This is a genomic window from Streptomyces sp. NPDC012637, from assembly GCF_042954805.1.
In the GTDB taxonomy this organism is placed as follows: Bacteria; Actinomycetota; Actinomycetes; order Streptomycetales; family Streptomycetaceae; genus Streptomyces.
The window spans coordinates 315,245-331,600 of the sequence record NZ_JBIBDS010000001.1; the positions used below are offsets into that span (position 1 = coordinate 315,245).

The following is a 16,356-nucleotide window of genomic DNA, read 5'->3' on the forward strand; positions in this document are numbered from 1 at the left end:
TTCGGTGCAGCCGCCGCCACCGGCCCGCGGGTGCGTCACATCCTGCTGATGCGCAGGTAGCGCCGGAGGTCGGGGAGGACTCCGACGACGACGGCCACGACGGCCAGGGCGGCGGTGGCGGCGACTGCGGCGCCGAGGACGTTCCTGTGCATGGTGCTCTCCGTTTCGGTCTTCATACGACGGCTTCCTGGCGGACCAGTTCGGTCACCATGCGCACCGCCTCGGGCACGGCCGCGGCGACCTGCGGGCTCAGCCCGATGCCCTCGTCGAGGCAGGCCGGTTCGCAGCCGACGACGAGGATCCGCCGTGGCGGCGCGGCCCCGGTTCCCGCGCACAGGGTGTCGAGCAGGGCGAGGACGGCGTCGGGCGTCATCCGGTGGCCGTCGAGCGGGGCGGGCTCCGTGCCGCGGCCGCGGTCGTCGGCCGCCGAGGCGTCGATGAGATAGAGCGTCCCGGGTTCACCGCCGCGGGCGGTGACGTCGACGAGGACGAGGGTGTCCCAGCCGTCGAGGAGTTCGTAGGCGAGGTGGACGCCGCGGACCCCGACGTCGGCCAGTTCGACGGAGGCGGGCAGTTCCTCGCGGCTGAGCCGCCGCAGGGTCTCCACGCCGAAGCCGTCGTCGCCGAGGAAGATGTTGCCCACCCCGGCCACGAGGGTGCGGGCCGTGCCGGGCGTCCGGGCTCCGGGCGCGGGGCCGTTCACGCGTCCTCCAGGGCTTCGACCTCGTCGGGCTGGAAGTAGAGGAACCGGCCTTGTTCGCGGCGGATGTCGGCGCCCGGGTCGTCCTCCACGGTCACCGCGATGTGGACTCCGCCGTCGACGTCGTGGAGGACGGCCTCGACCAGGGCACTGCGCCCGTCGAGGAACAGGTCCTGGGCGTCCGTGCGGCGCAGCCGGGGGCGCAGGAGGACCCTGCTGCCCGCGCGGACCGCGCGCCCGTCGACGACGACGTGGTCACTGCCCGGATCGACACCGGTGTCGCCGCCCGGGTCCCACCAGGGCGTCTCCGGTGCGAGGATGTCTCCGGCCGGCTTCGGGGGCCCGGTGACGCTCTGGAGGCTCCGTACCGCTCCGTGCAGGCGTTCGAGGACCTCGGGCGGCATGGTGTCCGCCAGCTCGATCACCGCCGCGGCGCGGGCGTCGGTCCCCCTGGCCTCGCGCTTCTCCTCGTCGGTGAGAGCCGCCGTTCGCAGGGCGAGGATCTCGTCGATCTCGGTCGCGTCGTAGAGGGCGCCGGGGCTCTCGGGCGCGATGGCCGGGTGGTCCTCCAGGATGATCGGCGAGGAGAGCATCAGGTCGTCGCGTCCGGGTTCTCCGGCAAGGACGGGCCAGGTGTGCAGGTTGCGGCAGGCGGCGACGGCGCCCCTGGCCCATTCCGGTGGGTCGGTCATCGACAGGAACGAGCCGCCGTCGATGCGGAGCAGCGTGTGGGTGGCGACGAGGGAGTACGGCAGTGCCGCGTGGCGGTCGGTGTCCCCCTCGGCGGTCCAGTCGCTGGTGTTCTCCACCGTGACCGAGAGGCGCTCGACGCGGTACGGGCCGTCGAGTTCGGCCGCCGAGATCCGCAGGGTGCCGCTGATCTCCTCGCGGCGGCGTACGAGCCGGCCGAGGACGCGTCCGTCGGCGTCGGTGACCTCCTCCGTCTCCTCGGCGGCGGGGCGGGTGAAGGGCAGGACAGCGCCGTCGCCCCGCAGTTCGGCGACGGGCACGACGAGGGTGACGCGCTCCTCGACGCCCTCGTCCCAGGCCACCAGGACCCGGTCGGCCAGCCGGAGTTCGCCGGTCGGCGCGAAGGTCCCGTCCTCACGGAGTTCCTCGACGGTACGCCGCTGGGCACGCAGGAAGCGGACCTCCACGGCGAGTTCGGCGCCGGTCCTGGGCTCCATGAGGCACTCGGTGAGCTGGAAGTCGTGCTCCTCGGCGGCGGCGCTCCAGGACGGCGGCACCAGGACCCCGAACTGCCAGCGGAGCCGGTTCTTCGCGGCGGAGGCACGGTACGGGTAGAGCACGTACCCCTCGAAGAGGACGGCGTCGGCGACGGACCGGGCGACGGCGAACCGCGCCTCGGTTCCGGGGGTGAAGGCGACGGTGGTCATCGTGTCCTCTCCCCCGCCGCTTCGAGCAGGGACTCGACGGTGGCCTCCCACGACGGGAGGGCCCGGCGCGAGCGGTAGGCGAGCAGGGCGTCCATGGCGTCGCCCGGGAGCCGGATCCATCCGCAGCCGGGGAAGTGCTGGTCGATCATCTCTCGCCACACCTTCACGGGCATGCGGTGGGAGACCTCCTTGTCCCAGGGGACGGGCTCGACGTGGAAGCCGCCGGCCCCGGTGAAGGCGGTGCCGGAGAAGAGCAGGAGCAGCGGGACGTCGCCGTCGGAGAGCGCCCGGAAGTAGCGGGACGCGGCGATGTCGGTGTCGTAGGTGCACGGCACGACGAGGTCGGTCTCGATCTCGCCGGTGAAGCCGGGCACCATGACGGAGGCCTGGGCGAACTGGACCGGGTTGAGGCTGCTGCCCCACCGGGAGCGTTCGCCGAAGAGGTCGGCCAGGGCCGCCGCCTCGTCGTCGTCGTAGCCACGCCGGGCGGGTTCGACACGGATCTGGCAGCGCAGGGCCATGGCGTGGACCCGGGTGCCGCCGGTGGCGGTGATCCGCAGCCGGAACACGAGCGTGGGTCCGGCCGCGTATGCGTCGGCGCGGACGTCGGTGCAGTCGAAGGAGAACTCGGTCACGGCCGGCTCCCCTGCGGCTCGCGGGCCAGGCCGCGGACGTGGGCGAAGAGGGCGTCGAGGTCCGCCCGCGCCTCCGCGCCTCCGTCGAAGCCCTGCCAGTGGAGTCGCATGCGGCCCACCAGTTCGTAGCAGAGGTCGATCGGCACGAGGAAGCATTCGGTGCGGCCCTCGTGGCGGCGCAGCAGCAGGGCCTCGACGTCGGGTTCGAGGTGGGCGGCGAGCCGGGTGGCATCGAGGACGGACCGCCAGGCGTCCTCCTCCAGTTCGCTCTCGGTGGCGCCGGCGGGGCTCGGGTAGAGCACCACCGGCCGGTCGAGGGCGGAGTTGCGGAAGAAGAACGCGACCGAGACCGGGATCCGCAGCGACTCCCAGGCGCGGTCGTCGATCCGGTGGCCCGGGTCGCTCAGGAAGCGGCCAGGGACCGCCCGGAACCGTCCCGGGGAGGCGGCGGAACGGTCCATGAGCTGCGCGCACGGGCCGCAGGCGCAGACCAGGGCCCGCTTGTCCGTGTCGACGAGGTGCGGGTGGCGCTCCTCGGCCGCCAGCGGGGCGCCGCACAGTTCGCAGCGCTCCTCGCGGGGCGGGCGGGGAGTGGTGAACCGGCGCAGGCCGGTGGGCGCCGGGGGCCGCACGGCGCTGTTCGGCGGCCCGTTCACCGGGCCGCCGATGAGCGGTTGTCCGCGCCCGCGAGCGACGGACGGGTGCCGATCTGGAGCAGCGCCGGTTCGCGCGGGGCGCGGCTCTCCAGCTCCACGCCGGTCACCTCGGGGGCGAAGCAGGCGAGGGCGTCCACGGCCGCCTGCCGGACGGACTCCTGCGTGCCGGAGCAGCCGCAGCCGGTCGAGGCGGTGACCCGCAGCCGCAGCACGCCCGTCACCGGGTCGAATCCGGCGTTCTCCACGGGCTGCGGCAGGGCGGCCAGGGCGCGGTCGATACGGGCCGGCGCGTCCTCGGGGTGCAGTCCGTGCAGGTTGAGGAGGCTCGCGACGAGTTCGTCCGCGAGCAGCGGGCCCAGCGGGTCGGCGGGTGGACGGGCGGCGGGGCGCCCGAGGAGCTCGACGACGCGGGCGATGCCGCTGCCGTAGAACTCCATGAGGACGCGTACGACTTCTTCCGCGGCCGCGCAGGCCTCGGCGTCGCCGTTCTCGGCCAGCCGGTCCAGGACCTCCTCGACCCGTCGGCCCGCCTGTTCGGCGGTGGTCGCGCTCATCCGGCCAGACCGCTCAGGCCGGTGGGCACGTGCATCTGCTTCACGGTCCTGCCGTCGCCCGTGTACATGTGGACGCCGCACGGCAGGCAGGGGTCGAAGCTGCGCACCGCGCGCATGATGTCGATGCCCTTGAAGTTCTCGGGCGTGTTCTCCTCGAAGATGGGGGTGTTCTGCACCGCGTCCTCGTACGGACCGGGGGTCCCGAACGTGTCCCGCGTGGAGGCGTTCCACGGCGTCGGCGGATAGGGATGGTAGTTGGCGATCTTGCCGTCCCTGATGACCATGTGGTGCGAGAGGACACCCCGTACGGCCTCGGTGAAGCCGACGCCGATGGACTCGTCCGGCACTTCGAACTTCTCCCACGTCTGCGTGCGGCCGGCGCGGACCTCCTCCAGTCCCTTCTCGGCGCAGTGCAGGGCGACGGCGGCCGCGTACGCCTGGAAGTAGGTCCGGGCGCGGTTGCGCTCCAGGGCGTTGCTCCACTTCGGGATCTTCCACTCGAAGGTGGTCTCCGGCTTGGTCATCGTCCGGGGGAGGTTGATCACGACGCTGTGCCCGGTGGCCTTGACGTAGCCGATGTCGACGAGACCGGAGAGCGCGGTGGACCACAGGCGCGCGATGGGGCCGCCGCCGGTGTCCAGTGCCAGGTGGTCCTTGCCGTCGAACCAGCGCGGGGACATGACCCAGCTGTACTTGTCGTCGAAGTTCCGCTTCTGCGGGGCCGGGATCGTGTGCTGGTTCCACGGATGGCGCGGGTCGACCGGGTTGCCCAGCGGATCGTGGGTGACGAACTGCTCCTGGCCCTGCCAGTCCTCGTAGTAGGAGCTGCCGAGCAGGATGCGGATGCCGAGGTTGATCTCGGTGAGGTCGTTGGTCACCAGCTTGCCGTCGACGACGACACCGGGGGTGACGAACATCCGCCGGCCCCAGTCGGTCATGTTGGCGTAGGTGAAGTCGCAGTGCTCGGGGTCGTTGAGCGCGCCCCAGCAGCCGAGCAGCACACGGCGGCGGCCGACCTCCTCGTAGCCGGGCAGCGCCTCGTAGAAGAAGTCGAAGAGGTCGTCGTGGAGGGGGACGACCCGCTTCATGAACTCCACGTAGCGCATGAGGCGGCTCATGTAGTCGGTGAACAGCTGCACGGACGCGACTGTCCCGACGCCGCCGGGGTAGAGGGTGGAGGGATGGACGTGCCGCCCCTCCATGAGACAGAACATCTCCCGGGTGTAGCGGCTGACCTGGAGCGCCTCGCGGTAGAACTCGCCTTCGAGGGGGTTGAGGGAGCGCATGATGTCCGCGATCGTGCGGTAGCCGTGCTCGGCGGCGTGCGGCGCCTCGGTGCGCTCGGCCAGCTCCAGGACGCCGGGGTTGGTCTCGCGGACCATCTTCTCGCAGTAGTCGACCCCGACCAGGTTCTCCTGGAAGATGTTGTGGTCGAACATGTACTCCGCGGACTCGCCGAGGTTGATGATCCACTCGCCGAGATGCGGGGGCTTCACGCCGTACGCCATGTTCTGCGCGTACACGGAGCAAGTCGCGTGGTTGTCACCGCAGATGCCGCAGATGCGGCTGGTGATGAAGTGCGCGTCGCGGGGATCCTTGCCCCGCATGAAGACGCTGTAGCCGCGGAAGACGGAGGACGTGCTGTAGCACTCCGCGACGCGCTTCTGCTTGAAATCGATCTTCGTGTGGATGCCGAGGCTGCCCACGATCCGGGTGATGGGGTCCCACGCCATCTCCACCAGTCCGGAGCCGTCACCCGTCGTCTTCGCAGGGGATGCCATGGTCGCTGTGGTGCCCTTCGTCAGCTCTTCGTCTTCGCGAACAGTGGGATGGATGGGGGTTCTGCGGGGGTGGCGCGAGGGGTCGCGGTCACCAGGGCGGCCGGTAGCCGGTGGTCACCCGTTCACCGGTGTGCCGCCACTTCGGCTCCTTGTCCACGGTCCTGGACGTCATGCTCCGGAGCCGGCGGATCACCGAGCCGTACACACCGCTGGCGGAGACGGAGACCTTGGCACCGGGAGGTTCGTCCATGAACGGCATGAACTTGTCCGGGAATCCGGGCATCGTGCACGCGATGCAGATGCCGCCGACGTTCGGACAGCCGCCGACGCCGTTCATCCAGCCGCGTTTGGGGACGTTGCACTTGACGACGGGGCCCCAGCAACCGAGCTTCACGAGGCACTTGGGCGAGTCGTACGTCGAGGCGAACTGGCCCTGCTCGTAGTAGCCGGCCCGGTCGCAGCCCTCGTGCACGGTGGCCCCGAACAGCCAGGTCGGACGGAGCTTGTCGTCCAGCGGGATCATGGGCGCGGAGCCGACCGCCTGGTAGAGCAGGTAGGTCAGCGTCTCCGCGAAGTTGTCCGGCTGGATGGGGCAGCCGGGCACGCACACGATCGGGATGCCCGCGTGGGACTTCCAGTCCCAGCCCAGGTAGTCGGGCACGCCCATCGCACCGGTCGGGTTCCCCGCCATCGCGTGGATGCCGCCGTACGTGGCGCAGGTGCCGATCGCGACCACGGCGAGGGCCTTGGGTGCCAGCCGGTCGATCCACTCGCTGGTGGTGATGGGCTGGCCGGTCTCCGGGTTGTCGCCGAAGCCGCACCAGTAGCCCTCCTGCTTGATGGCCTCGTTCGGGATCGATCCCTCCACGACCAGCACGAACGGGTCGATCTCGCCCCGCTCCCCCTTGAAGAACCACTCGATGAACGTGTCGGCGCCGCCCACCGGACCGCACTCGAAGTCGATCAGTGGCCAGTGGACCGCGATCCTGGGCAGCCCTGGCAGCCCCGCGAGGGCGATCTCCTCGATGCTGGGCTGCATGGCGGCGGTCAGGGCCACCGAGTCTCCGTCACAGCTCAGACCCGCGTTGATCCAGAGGATGTGGATCGGCTTCTCTTCGCTGCCGGGTGCGGCACCCTGGTCCTCGACCGGGGCCGGTTTCACTGCGCTCATGGGTCGCCTCCTGAGGAGGGATGGGGCGAAGGCCTCATGTCGGGCCTACGGTCTTGCTTAACAGTCGGCCGATGCGCCCGCTCCCGCACCTGGGCTGTCCGGGAGCGGCGCTCGGGGGGCCTCCTCCTTCCGGACGAAGGCCCGGCGCCGCGCGTGGTAGCTCGCGGCGGGATCATCGAAAATCGTCCGCATCCGGGAGAGCTCCCGCTCACGGTGCGCCGCAAGGGGAGTGACGGACTCCCGGCGCTCGTGCTCCGCCTTCTTCGCCGCGATGCGCGGCTGGAGACCGCCACGGGACGCCAGGTGGAGAGCCAATCGGGTGACCTCGGCGGCGAACTCCCCGGGTCCGCAGTCGACGACACGGTCGACCAGACCCATGGCGAGCGAGGCGGCCGCGGACACCGGCCGGGCCTCTTCGGTGAGGCGCGCGGCCACGGCCTCGCCCACCTTCCCGGGCAGGGTGCGGGTCCAGTACTCCGATCCGTACAGACCCATGCGCCGGTAGTGCGGATTGAGCACCGACCCCGAACGGCACCAGACCTCGTCGGCGGCGAGGGCGAGCATCACACCGCCGGCGGCGGCGTTGCCGCCGATCGCGCTCACGACGAGCCGGTCGGTCGTGGTGAGAACCGCCTCGACCAGGTCGTTCATGGCATTGATGTTGGCCCAGGACTCGGCGGCGGGATCGGCGGCGGCCTCGATGACGTTCAGATGGATGCCGTTGGAGAAGAAGTCGCGCTGCCCGCCGAGCACCAGGACGGAGGTGGGACGCCCACGGGCGGTCTCGTACGCGTCCAGCAGGCGGCGGCAGTGGTCGGTGCTCATCGCACCGCCGGGGAACGCGAAGGACAGGACGCCGACCGGCCCCTGTTCGCAGTACGAGATGTCGGTCCACGTCCGCCGGCCCGGCTCCGGGGCGACGGGTGCGGGCAGTTCGGGAAGGTCCGGCAGCCGGCCCGCGAGGGCCAGGGTGGCGGGCAGCTTGCAGGCACGCGGCCTGCCGGGGCCGGTGCGGGCACGGAGCTCGGGGATCCACACCGCACCGTCCACGGTTGCGCGGCAGACGGCACCCGCCCGGGTGGCCAGCAGAGCACCGGGCCGCCCGCGCAACCCGTCCTCCGCGTGGCCGCCGTGCAGGAACCACTCGGCGCCGAGCAGCCGGTCCGGTACACCGGGCTGCGAGTCGGCGGCCCGCAGGGTGCGCAGGACGGTCCCGGTGGTGTCCTCGCCCCACGAAATCCGGCGCTCCTCCTGGCGGAGAGCGGGACGGGTGCGGATCTCGCCGGTCTGCGGACGGGGTGTCGCCCCGGCGGCGACCCTCTCGACGGCGCGGAGCACGGCTGCCACGGCGGCGTCGGACAGCTCGTTGCGGTACAGATCGCTCTTGCCGACCTCCGGCACGCGGAAGGTCGCGGACGCCCAGACGTCGCCCGCGTCCATCTCCTCGTCGGCCTGGAGGACGGTGACGCCCCACTCCTCGGCCCCGTCGTGGATCGCGTGGTCCAGCGAGGACGGGCCGCGGTCGCCCACGGGCCCCGGGTGCACGATCAGGCAACGGTGCGCCGTCCACACATCGCGGGGCACCACGGCCTTCAGCATGGGGGCCACGACCAGATCGGGCGCGTGGCGCGCCACGGCCTCGCGCACGGCGGCCCCGTCGGGGGTGACCTCCACGGGAACGAAGTGCCCGCGGTCGCGCAGCTCGACCAGGACACGCTGGGTGAGGCTGTTGAAGCTGCTGGCGACGAGCAGGATGCGCATGAGCGGCCTTTCCGGGTCGCGGGCGGGGCGGTACGGCCCTGGGAACCGCGGTCCACCAACCGCCTGCGATCATCGGGCAGCGCGAGGAGGGCAGCAGGGTGACGGAGCCCGCACCTCACCCGTTCGAGGTGTGCGTCCGGCCGATCGGCGGCCTGATCGCCGCAGTGCGCCGCCCATGAGACTTGCCATGCGTCTCATGGGAAAATCAGAGTCCTACGGGTATGCGAACGCATGCCCATCGCAGCGACAGGCAGGTCGGCTCATGGCCGAGAAACCGAAGTCCTCCAAGCCCTCGCGCGGCGAGCCGAGCCGCGACGGTATGGCCGGGCAGCACGGCTGGTCCCCTGACGTGGACGAGACGCGACAGCAGGAGAACCCGAGCGCTTCGCGTTCCTTCCACCCCGAGAAGCACGCGCCCCCGCGTGGCAAGGGACGGAAGATCTCCAAGGAGGAGGAAGGGGACGTCCCCGGCGACACCGTTCACAGCGACACTGCCAGGGGCGAGAAGCGAGGCCGCTCATCGGAGAAGGGCATGCGCGACACCGGCCGAAGGGGTCGGACACAGCGCCCCAGCGGCACGAAGGACGACTCGGCGTTCACCGGCGTGAACCCGGACGACGACTCCTCCGGTCCCCGCCCGGGCTGACGCGACAGCGATAACGAAGGGCTACCAGCGCGGTGTGGGGGCTGCGCCGGGGCCGGTGACCCTCGGGCGGCGGGAGCGTTCCTCGCTCACGGCCGCGCGCGGTTCGTTCGGCTCGGTGCCGGCCTGTGGTACCAGCTCCCTCGCCCGCGCCACAAGGGCTGCTCGGCCCGCAGAATCCGCGCCTGCCTCCGTCGGCGCCACGTGGTCGAACGGTGCTTCAGCCGGCTCAAGCGGAACCGGGCGCCGGCCGCCCGCTACGACAAACGCGCCCGGCAGTACCAGGCCACGGTCACCCTCGCCTGCCCCGACTCTGGCTGCCATGACTTCCGGACACCCTCCAGGGCCGGACGCTTCGCTCGCGGGAGGCGGGGGAGGCGGTCGTCGCATAGCGTCGACGCAGGCGCGTACGGATGGACACGCCGACGGACACGAGTCCGCACCCGCATGCGGACAGGTCGGCGGGCGTGTCGAGCGGCGACCCGGCCGGTCGGGCCCGCCCACGTACCGCCACGCGGCGGACGTTCGGGCCCGCGTCGGCAAAGACTCCGAGGTGAGGAGGAGAACCGGTGGACCAGACCCTGCCGGAGCGCGCGTCCACGGTGGCGCTGCGCGTCAACGGAACGGACCGCTCGCTCACCCTGGACCACCGCACGACCCTGCTTGACGCGCTGCGCGACCACCTCGACCTCACCGGCACCAAGAAGGGCTGCGACCACGGGCAGTGCGGTGCCTGCACCGTCCTCCTCGACGACCGGCGGGTGAACAGCTGTCTGCTGTTCGCCGTCGCGTGCGCGGGCCGTTCCGTCACCACCGTGGAGGGCCTCACGGACGGCGAGCGTCTCCACCCGGTCCAGGAGGCGTTCGTCGCCCGGGACGCCCTGCAGTGCGGCTACTGCACACCGGGCCAGATCTGCTCGGCCGTGGCCCTGCTGAACGAGGCGGCGCGCGGCGAACCCTCGCACGTGACACCGCCGGAACGACTGCCGGGTGAGCCCGTCGCCCTCACACCGGACGAGATCCGGGAACGCATGAGCGGGAACATCTGCCGCTGCGGCGCCTACCCGAACATCGTGGCCGCGATCGAGGAGGTCGCACGGTGAAGCCCTTCGCGTACGTGCGACCCGAACGCACCGAGGAGGCCATCGCGCACCTCGCGGCCCACCCCGGCGCCCGCTTCCTGGCGGGCGGCACCAACCTCGTGGACCTGATGAAGCTGGGCGTCACCGGCCCGCCGCTGCTCGTCGACCTCGGCGCCTTGCCCCTCGACGGCGTCGCGGAGACCCCCGACGGCGGACTGCTGATCGGGGCGACCGCGCGCAACAGCGACGTCGCCGCCCACCCCGACGTGCGTACCCGCTACCCCGTGCTGTCCCAGGCACTGCTGGCCGGTGCCTCGCCCCAGCTCCGCAACGCGGCCACCACCGGAGGCAACCTCCTCCAGCGCACCCGCTGCCCCTACTTCCAGGACACGTCCACGCCGTGCAACAAGCGTCTGCCCGGTTCCGGCTGCCCCGCCCGGGAGGGCGTCCACCGGGACCTCGCGGTCCTCGGCCACTCCACCCACTGTGTCGCCACGCACCCCTCGGACATGGCCGTCGCCCTCGCCGCCCTCGACGCAGAGGTCCGGCTGCGCGGGGCGGACGGCGAGCGGACGGTGCCCGTCGCCGCGTTCCACCGGCTGCCCGGCGACCGCCCGGACCTGGACACCGTCGTCGCGCCCGGCGAACTCATCACGGGCGTGACGCTCCCCGCGCCGCCGCCCGGCGCGCTCAGCGCCTACCGCAAGGCCCGCGACCGCACCTCGTACGCCTTCGCGCTCGCCTCCGTGGCCCTCGTCCTGACCGTCGAGGACGGCCAGGTGGGGCACGCCGCCCTCGCTTTCGGCGGTCTCGCCCACAAGCCCTGGCGGGCGCGGGCGGCGGAGGAGGTGTTGCGGGGCGCGCCGGCCACCGCCGAGACCTTCCGGCGGGCCGCCGATGCCGAACTCGCCGCCGCCGAGCCTCTCCGCGACAACGGCTTCAAGGTGCCGCTGGCCCGCAACCTCGCCGTGAGCCTCCTGGGTGACCTCGCGTCCCGCGCCGCCGCGGCCGCACCGTGACGACCACGACGCGCCCGCACCCGTCTGCCACGCCCTCTGACATCCTGCCCGGCGTCACCGCGTCCGCCCGGCATCCGTCTGTCCGCCGAACGTCCGAGCGCGCACACCCCGCCGTACGCCGACCGGAGGAGGCACCACGCCATGAACCGCCATGAACCCGCGACCGCGCAGCCTTCGGCGGCCGTCAGGCGTGACGCCCCCCAGAAGGTGACGGGCGAGGCCCGCTACGCCGTCGACCGGACGCCGCCCGGCTGCCTCCACGCCTGCCCGGTGCCCGCCGCCGTCGCACGCGGGCGGGTCACGGCCGTCCACGCCGACGAGATCCTGCAGCGCCCGGGCGTACACGCCGTCCTCACCCACGAGAACGCCCCGCGCCTCGGCGACGCCGACGACCCGACGCTCGAGCTGCTCCAGGAGGACCGGGTCCCCCACCGGGGCTGGTTCGTCGCCGTCGTGGTCGCCGACACGCCCGAGAACGCCCGCGCCGCCGCTGACGCGCTGCGGATCGACTACGCGCCGAGCGAGCACGACGTCCGGCTGAGCGCCGACCACCCGCGTCTCTACACGCCCGAGAAGGCCAACGGCGGCCACCCGGCCGTACGCGAGCGGGGCGACTTCGACACCGCCTTCGCCGCGTCCCCGGTCCGCATCGACGCCACCTACACCATGGGCGCCCTGCACAACCACCCGATGGAACCGCACGCCGCCACAGCCTGGTGGGACGACGACGGCCTGACCGTGTACGACTCCAGCCAGGGCGCGACGACCGTACGGGACGTCCTCGCGCGCCTGTTCCGGCTGCCCCGGCAGAAGGTCACCGTCGTCTCCGCCTACGTGGGCGGCGGCTTCGGCTCCAAGGGCACCCCCCGGCCGCCGGCCGTCCTCGCGGCGATGGCCGCCCGGCACACCGGCCGGCCCGTCCGGCTCGCCCTGCCCCGCCGCGAGCTGCCCGCCACCGTGGGGCACCGCGCGCCCACCATCCAGCGCGTCCGCATCGGCGCCGCCGCCGACGGGACGATCGCGGCCCTCGCCCACGACGTGGTCACCCAGACGTCCACGGTGAAGGAGTTCGTCGAACAGGCCGCCGTCCCGGCCCGCACCATGTACACCTCCCCGCACAGCCGCACCACCCACCGGGTGGTCGCCCTGGACGTGCCCACCCCGTCGTGGATGCGCGCCCCCGGCGAAGCGTCCGGCATGTACGCCCTCGAAGCGGCCATGGACGAACTCGCCGAGGCGGTCGGCGTCGACCCGGTGGAGCTCCGGCTGCGCAACGAACCCGACACCGAGCCCGACAGCGGCAAACCATTCAGCAGCCGGGGCCTCGCCGCCTGCCTGCGGGACGGCGCGCGCCGGTTCGGCTGGGCGGACCGGGATCCGCGCCCCGGCGTCCGGCGGGACGGGGACGTGCTGGCCGGTACGGGTGTCGCCGCCGCCACCTACCCCGTACTCCTGAGCCCGTCCCGCGCCTCGGCCCACGCCGCCCCGGACGGCCGCTTCGTCGTCCGCGTCAACGCCACCGACATCGGCACCGGGGCGCGGACCGTCCTCGCCCGGATCGCCGCCGACGCCCTCGGCGCCCCGCTCGACTCCGTAGGCGTCGAACTCGGCAGCAGCCGACTGCCCGACGCCCCCGTCGCCGGCGGCTCCTCCGGGACCGCGTCCTGGGGCTGGGCCGTGCACAAGGCCTGTGCCGCGCTGCGCGCGACCCTGGCCGCCGACCCCGGTCGTCCGCTGCCGCCCGAGGGCGTCACGGTCGAGGCGGACACGGATGAGGAGGCGGGGCGGACTTCCCCGTACGCCCGCCACGCCTTCGGCGCCCACTTCGCGGAGGTCCGCGTCGACACGGTCACCGGAGAGGTCCGGGTGAGCCGGCTGCTCGGCGTCTATGCCGTGGGCCGGGTCCTCAACGCGCGCACCGCCCGCTCCCAGTTCATCGGCGCCATGACGATGGGGCTCGGGATGGCGCTCACCGAACACAGCACCATGGACCTCGTCTTCGGCGACTTCCGCGAACACGACCTGGCCTCCTACCACGTCCCCGTCTGCGCCGACGTGCCGGACATCGAGGCACACTGGGTGGACGAGCACGACCCCCACCTCAACCCGATGGGCAGCAAGGGCATCGGGGAGATCGGCATCGTCGGCACGGCGGCGGCGATCGCCAACGCCGTCCAGCACGCATGCGGCGTCCGCCTCCGAGACCTCCCCCTGACCCCCGACCGCCTCCTCCCGCGGCTCACCGCCCGGGCGCCCACCTCCTAGGCGTACTGACCACGGGCGTTGTTAACAAGGCTGGGTCGTGACCGCTGTGGGATACCACCGCGACCGTGGAGACGGTGGTGTTCGACGGCGGCAGCAGCGTGACGGTGTGGCCGTCCGCGGCATCCGTCCACGGAACGGTGACCGAAGCCGAGTTGCCGCTGACGGTCAGCGTCCGGTCGGAGACCGTCACCGGCCCCGTCACCGCGCCGCCGCCGTTGTCCGGGATGCGCTGGACGATCGCGCGCACCCGGCCGTTCTCCACCACCGACGTGGTGTCGAGACGGTTGAGGTTCACGGTCACCTTGCCGGTGTTGCCGTTGCTGCCCAGCAGGATCTTGGTGTTGCGTGCGGAGTTGTCCTTCGTCGCCACCCCGTCGATGTTCGTACCGGGCGTGAGGTTCACGATGCTGCCGGTCTGCGAGCCGTAGTACCGGTACAGGAACCACTCGCCCAGGGGCAGATACTGACCGCCGGTCTTGGTGAGCAGGTTCGCCGCGAAGTCGTGCAGGTCGGCGCCCCACGCCCAGTTGGCGCGCATGCCGTCCGCCCCGGCGCGCTCCAGACGGGAGATGTACCAGCCGCCACGGCCGGGGTTCTGCTCGGTGTTGGCGGCGTACTCGTTCACCTGGAACGGACGGCTCGTGGTCATCGACCGTGCCGCCAGCTTGGACCTGACGGCGTCGGCGTCGGCAACCGGGTCACCCGGCAGGTCGTGCCAGCTGTAGACGTCGGGTTCGACGTTGTTCGCCTTCACGTAGTCCAGGTACGTGTTCCACCAGGGGCCGCCCCAGTCCGCGGAGGGCTTGCCGGCAGTGCTGGCACCGACGATGACGGCGCCCGGGAAGGCGGCCCGGATGCGCTGGTAGGTCCGCTTCCACATCTCCAGGTACTGGGCCTGCGGCCGGTCCCAGAAGGCGGAGTAGTCGGGCTCGTTCCAGATGTCCCACTGGATGTCGGTCATGCCGGACGCCTTCGCGTCGGCGAGCAGCCGGTCGTAGAAGGCGTGGAAGCGGGACCAGTCACCGTTGTCACCGGGGAAGGTGGGCGAAGTGGTCCCGTCGGCGCCCCACAGGTCGTGCGGCAGGATGACGAAGGTGCCGCCCAGCGCCTTGGTGCTCTCGTACTGGGCGAGGGTGGACTTCCACCGCCGGTCGTACTTGCCGGCGACCCAGCCTCCCGGGCTGTCCAGCTGGGCGCCGCCGGCCCGCATGAACTTCCACTTGATGTCCCTGTAGAAGTGCTCCTGCGGCAGCGAGCCGTCCTCGGTCATCCCGTAGATGGTGCCCGAGGCACGGTACGTGGGGGCGCCCCCGGTGGCGGAGAAGTCGACGGTGACGGTGGTGTCCGCGGCCTGTGACGAGGCGGCGGGCACCAGGGTTGCGGCCAGGGCGGCCAGGAGGACGGCCACGGACGCGAGGGCTCTGCGTCGGGCGGGGGCTGCGGGTCCTGAGGGTGCGGTGAGCGGCTTCATTCTGCGGCTCCTGGGGTGATCCGGCAGGGCGACGGACGGGACGGACCGGTCGCGGCTGTCACGGCAACGGCCTCTTCAGGCCGGCGTCGGTCAGAGCTCCGGTGCGAGACCACGCTCGCGCAGCCAGGACAGCTGGACCGGCGGGTTGGAGCCGTACCCTCCGCCGTGGTCGCCGAAGGGCCAGACGGTCATGGTGCGGTCCTCGCCCCGGTAGTGGTTGTAGGCGGCGTAGACCGTGGAGGGCGGGCAGATCGGGTCCATCAGGGCGACGCTGAACAGGGCCGGTGCGGTGGCCCGTCGGGCGAAGTGGACGCCGTCGAAGTAGTCGAGGGTGGCGAGGGTCTGTTCCACGCGGTCCGGACTGTGCCGGCGCAGGTACTCGGCGATCTCCGGGTACGGGCCCTCCGCGGTGATCTGCACGGCGCGGCGGAAGTGGCACAGGAACGGAACGTCCGGCAGTGCCGCCGCCACGCGGTCTCCGGCGAGAGCGGCGACGGCGAGGGCCAGGCCGCCGCCCTGGCTGCCGCCGGCCACCACGATCCTGCGCGGGTCGAGGCCGGGCAGCCCGGCGACGGCGTCCACGGCGCGTACGCAGTCGGTGATCAGCCGCCGGTAGTAGTAGTTCTCGGGGGAGTCGATGCCTCGGGTCATGAACCCTCCGGCCCACTGCGTGCCGTCGCCCGCCGTCCGGTCCGGGGTGTCGTGGCCCTGGCCCCGGCTGTCGACGACGAGCTGGGCGTAGCCGGCGGCGGACCAGAACAGGTGGTCGGTGGGCAGACCACGGCCGCCGCTGTAGCCGATGTACGTGACGACGACCGGCAGCGGTCCCTCCGCGCCGCGCGGGCGCAGGAGCCAGGCGGCCACCGGCTCGCCGTCCCAGCCGGGGAAGCGTACGTCGTCGACTTCGACGGTGTGCAGCAGGTGCGCGGAAGTGACCCGTTCGGTCTTGATCGTCGCGTCGTAGGACCGGGCTTCGGCGAGGGTGTCCCGCCAGAAGGCGTCGAAGTCGTGCGGAGCGGTCAGCTGCGGCCGGTAGCCGACGAGGTCGTCGGTCTCGAGGTCGGTGAGCGGCATGGGCTTCCTCCGGGCGGAGTGCGGACGGGGTGGCGGGGGTTCGAGTGGCATGGGGACCACGCCCTCACGGGTCCCGGGCACAGCGGGTCCCGGGCACAGCGGGGCAAGGGAGTGGCGGGGCAAGGGAGTGGCGGGGCAAGGGAGTGG

General features: G+C 72.4%; 15 protein-coding genes. 4 read left to right on the forward strand and 11 right to left on the reverse strand.

Features of this window, described 5'->3' with window-relative positions:
- Positions 1-35: 35 nt before the first annotated feature.
- The 9 genes from ACFY8W_RS01485 to ACFY8W_RS01525 form a co-directional block, all read right to left on the reverse strand.
- Entirely contained in the window at positions 36-176 is a 141-nt protein-coding gene (locus ACFY8W_RS01485; protein WP_351179957.1) for a DUF6893 family small protein, read from the reverse strand.
- The gene (locus tag ACFY8W_RS01490; protein ID WP_391098755.1) at positions 173-703 is read right to left on the reverse strand and encodes a hydrogenase maturation protease; all 531 of its coding nucleotides are present in this window, start codon (positions 701-703) and stop codon (positions 173-175) included. Before ACFY8W_RS01490 ends, ACFY8W_RS01485 begins: the two co-directional genes overlap by 4 nt.
- Entirely contained in the window at positions 700-2,097 is a 1,398-nt protein-coding gene (locus ACFY8W_RS01495) for a hypothetical protein (RefSeq protein WP_391098757.1), read from the reverse strand. The genes ACFY8W_RS01490 and ACFY8W_RS01495 overlap by 4 nt, the downstream gene beginning before the upstream one ends.
- Entirely contained in the window at positions 2,094-2,732 is a 639-nt protein-coding gene (locus tag ACFY8W_RS01500; RefSeq protein WP_391098759.1) for a DUF6084 family protein, read from the reverse strand. The genes ACFY8W_RS01495 and ACFY8W_RS01500 overlap by 4 nt, the downstream gene beginning before the upstream one ends.
- Entirely contained in the window at positions 2,729-3,388 is a 660-nt protein-coding gene (locus tag ACFY8W_RS01505) for a DUF5947 family protein (protein ID WP_391098766.1), read from the reverse strand. The genes ACFY8W_RS01500 and ACFY8W_RS01505 overlap by 4 nt, the downstream gene beginning before the upstream one ends.
- Positions 3,385-3,942 carry a hypothetical protein gene (locus ACFY8W_RS01510; protein ID WP_391098768.1) on the reverse strand — a complete coding sequence of 186 codons (558 nt, stop codon included), beginning with the start codon at positions 3,940-3,942 and terminating at the stop codon, positions 3,385-3,387. Before ACFY8W_RS01510 ends, ACFY8W_RS01505 begins: the two co-directional genes overlap by 4 nt.
- Positions 3,939-5,723, reverse strand: coding sequence for a nickel-dependent hydrogenase large subunit (locus ACFY8W_RS01515; protein ID WP_391098770.1), 1,785 nt, complete (start codon positions 5,721-5,723; stop codon positions 3,939-3,941). Before ACFY8W_RS01515 ends, ACFY8W_RS01510 begins: the two co-directional genes overlap by 4 nt.
- 88 nt (positions 5,724-5,811) lie before the next feature.
- Positions 5,812-6,894 carry a hydrogenase expression protein HypE gene (locus ACFY8W_RS01520; protein ID WP_391098772.1) on the reverse strand — a complete coding sequence of 361 codons (1,083 nt, stop codon included), beginning with the start codon at positions 6,892-6,894 and terminating at the stop codon, positions 5,812-5,814.
- Positions 6,895-6,951: 57 nt separating this feature from the next.
- Positions 6,952-8,655, reverse strand: a complete 1,704-nt coding sequence (locus tag ACFY8W_RS01525) for an enoyl-CoA hydratase-related protein (RefSeq protein WP_391098774.1) — start codon at positions 8,653-8,655, stop codon at positions 6,952-6,954.
- A gap of 262 nt (positions 8,656-8,917) precedes the next feature.
- On the opposite strand from ACFY8W_RS01525, the gene ACFY8W_RS01530 reads away from it, so the two are divergent.
- The 4 genes from ACFY8W_RS01530 to ACFY8W_RS01545 all read left to right on the forward strand — a co-directional run bounded on the left by ACFY8W_RS01530 (position 8,918) and on the right by ACFY8W_RS01545 (position 13,664).
- Positions 8,918-9,301 (forward strand): hypothetical protein, encoded by a 384-nt coding sequence (locus ACFY8W_RS01530; RefSeq protein ID WP_391098776.1) that lies wholly within the window; start codon positions 8,918-8,920, stop codon positions 9,299-9,301.
- A 566-nt stretch (positions 9,302-9,867) separates the two neighbouring features.
- Positions 9,868-10,401, forward strand: coding sequence for a 2Fe-2S iron-sulfur cluster-binding protein (locus ACFY8W_RS01535; protein WP_391098778.1), 534 nt, complete (start codon positions 9,868-9,870; stop codon positions 10,399-10,401).
- A complete protein-coding gene (locus tag ACFY8W_RS01540) occupies positions 10,398-11,399 on the forward strand; it encodes an FAD binding domain-containing protein (RefSeq protein WP_391098780.1) in 1,002 nt (333 codons plus the stop codon). The genes ACFY8W_RS01535 and ACFY8W_RS01540 overlap by 4 nt, the downstream gene beginning before the upstream one ends.
- 141 nt (positions 11,400-11,540) lie before the next feature.
- Positions 11,541-13,664 carry a molybdopterin cofactor-binding domain-containing protein gene (locus ACFY8W_RS01545; protein WP_391098782.1) on the forward strand — a complete coding sequence of 708 codons (2,124 nt, stop codon included), beginning with the start codon at positions 11,541-11,543 and terminating at the stop codon, positions 13,662-13,664.
- Here ACFY8W_RS01545 and ACFY8W_RS01550 read toward each other — a convergent pair.
- Together ACFY8W_RS01550 and ACFY8W_RS01555 are read right to left on the reverse strand one after the other, a co-directional pair.
- The gene (locus ACFY8W_RS01550) at positions 13,639-15,135 is read right to left on the reverse strand and encodes a beta-xylosidase (RefSeq protein WP_391098785.1); all 1,497 of its coding nucleotides are present in this window, start codon (positions 15,133-15,135) and stop codon (positions 13,639-13,641) included. The genes ACFY8W_RS01545 and ACFY8W_RS01550 overlap by 26 nt on opposite strands.
- 90 nt (positions 15,136-15,225) lie before the next feature.
- Positions 15,226-16,209, reverse strand: a complete 984-nt coding sequence (locus tag ACFY8W_RS01555) for an acetylxylan esterase (protein ID WP_391098788.1) — start codon at positions 16,207-16,209, stop codon at positions 15,226-15,228.
- Positions 16,210-16,356: the final 147 nt, after the last annotated feature.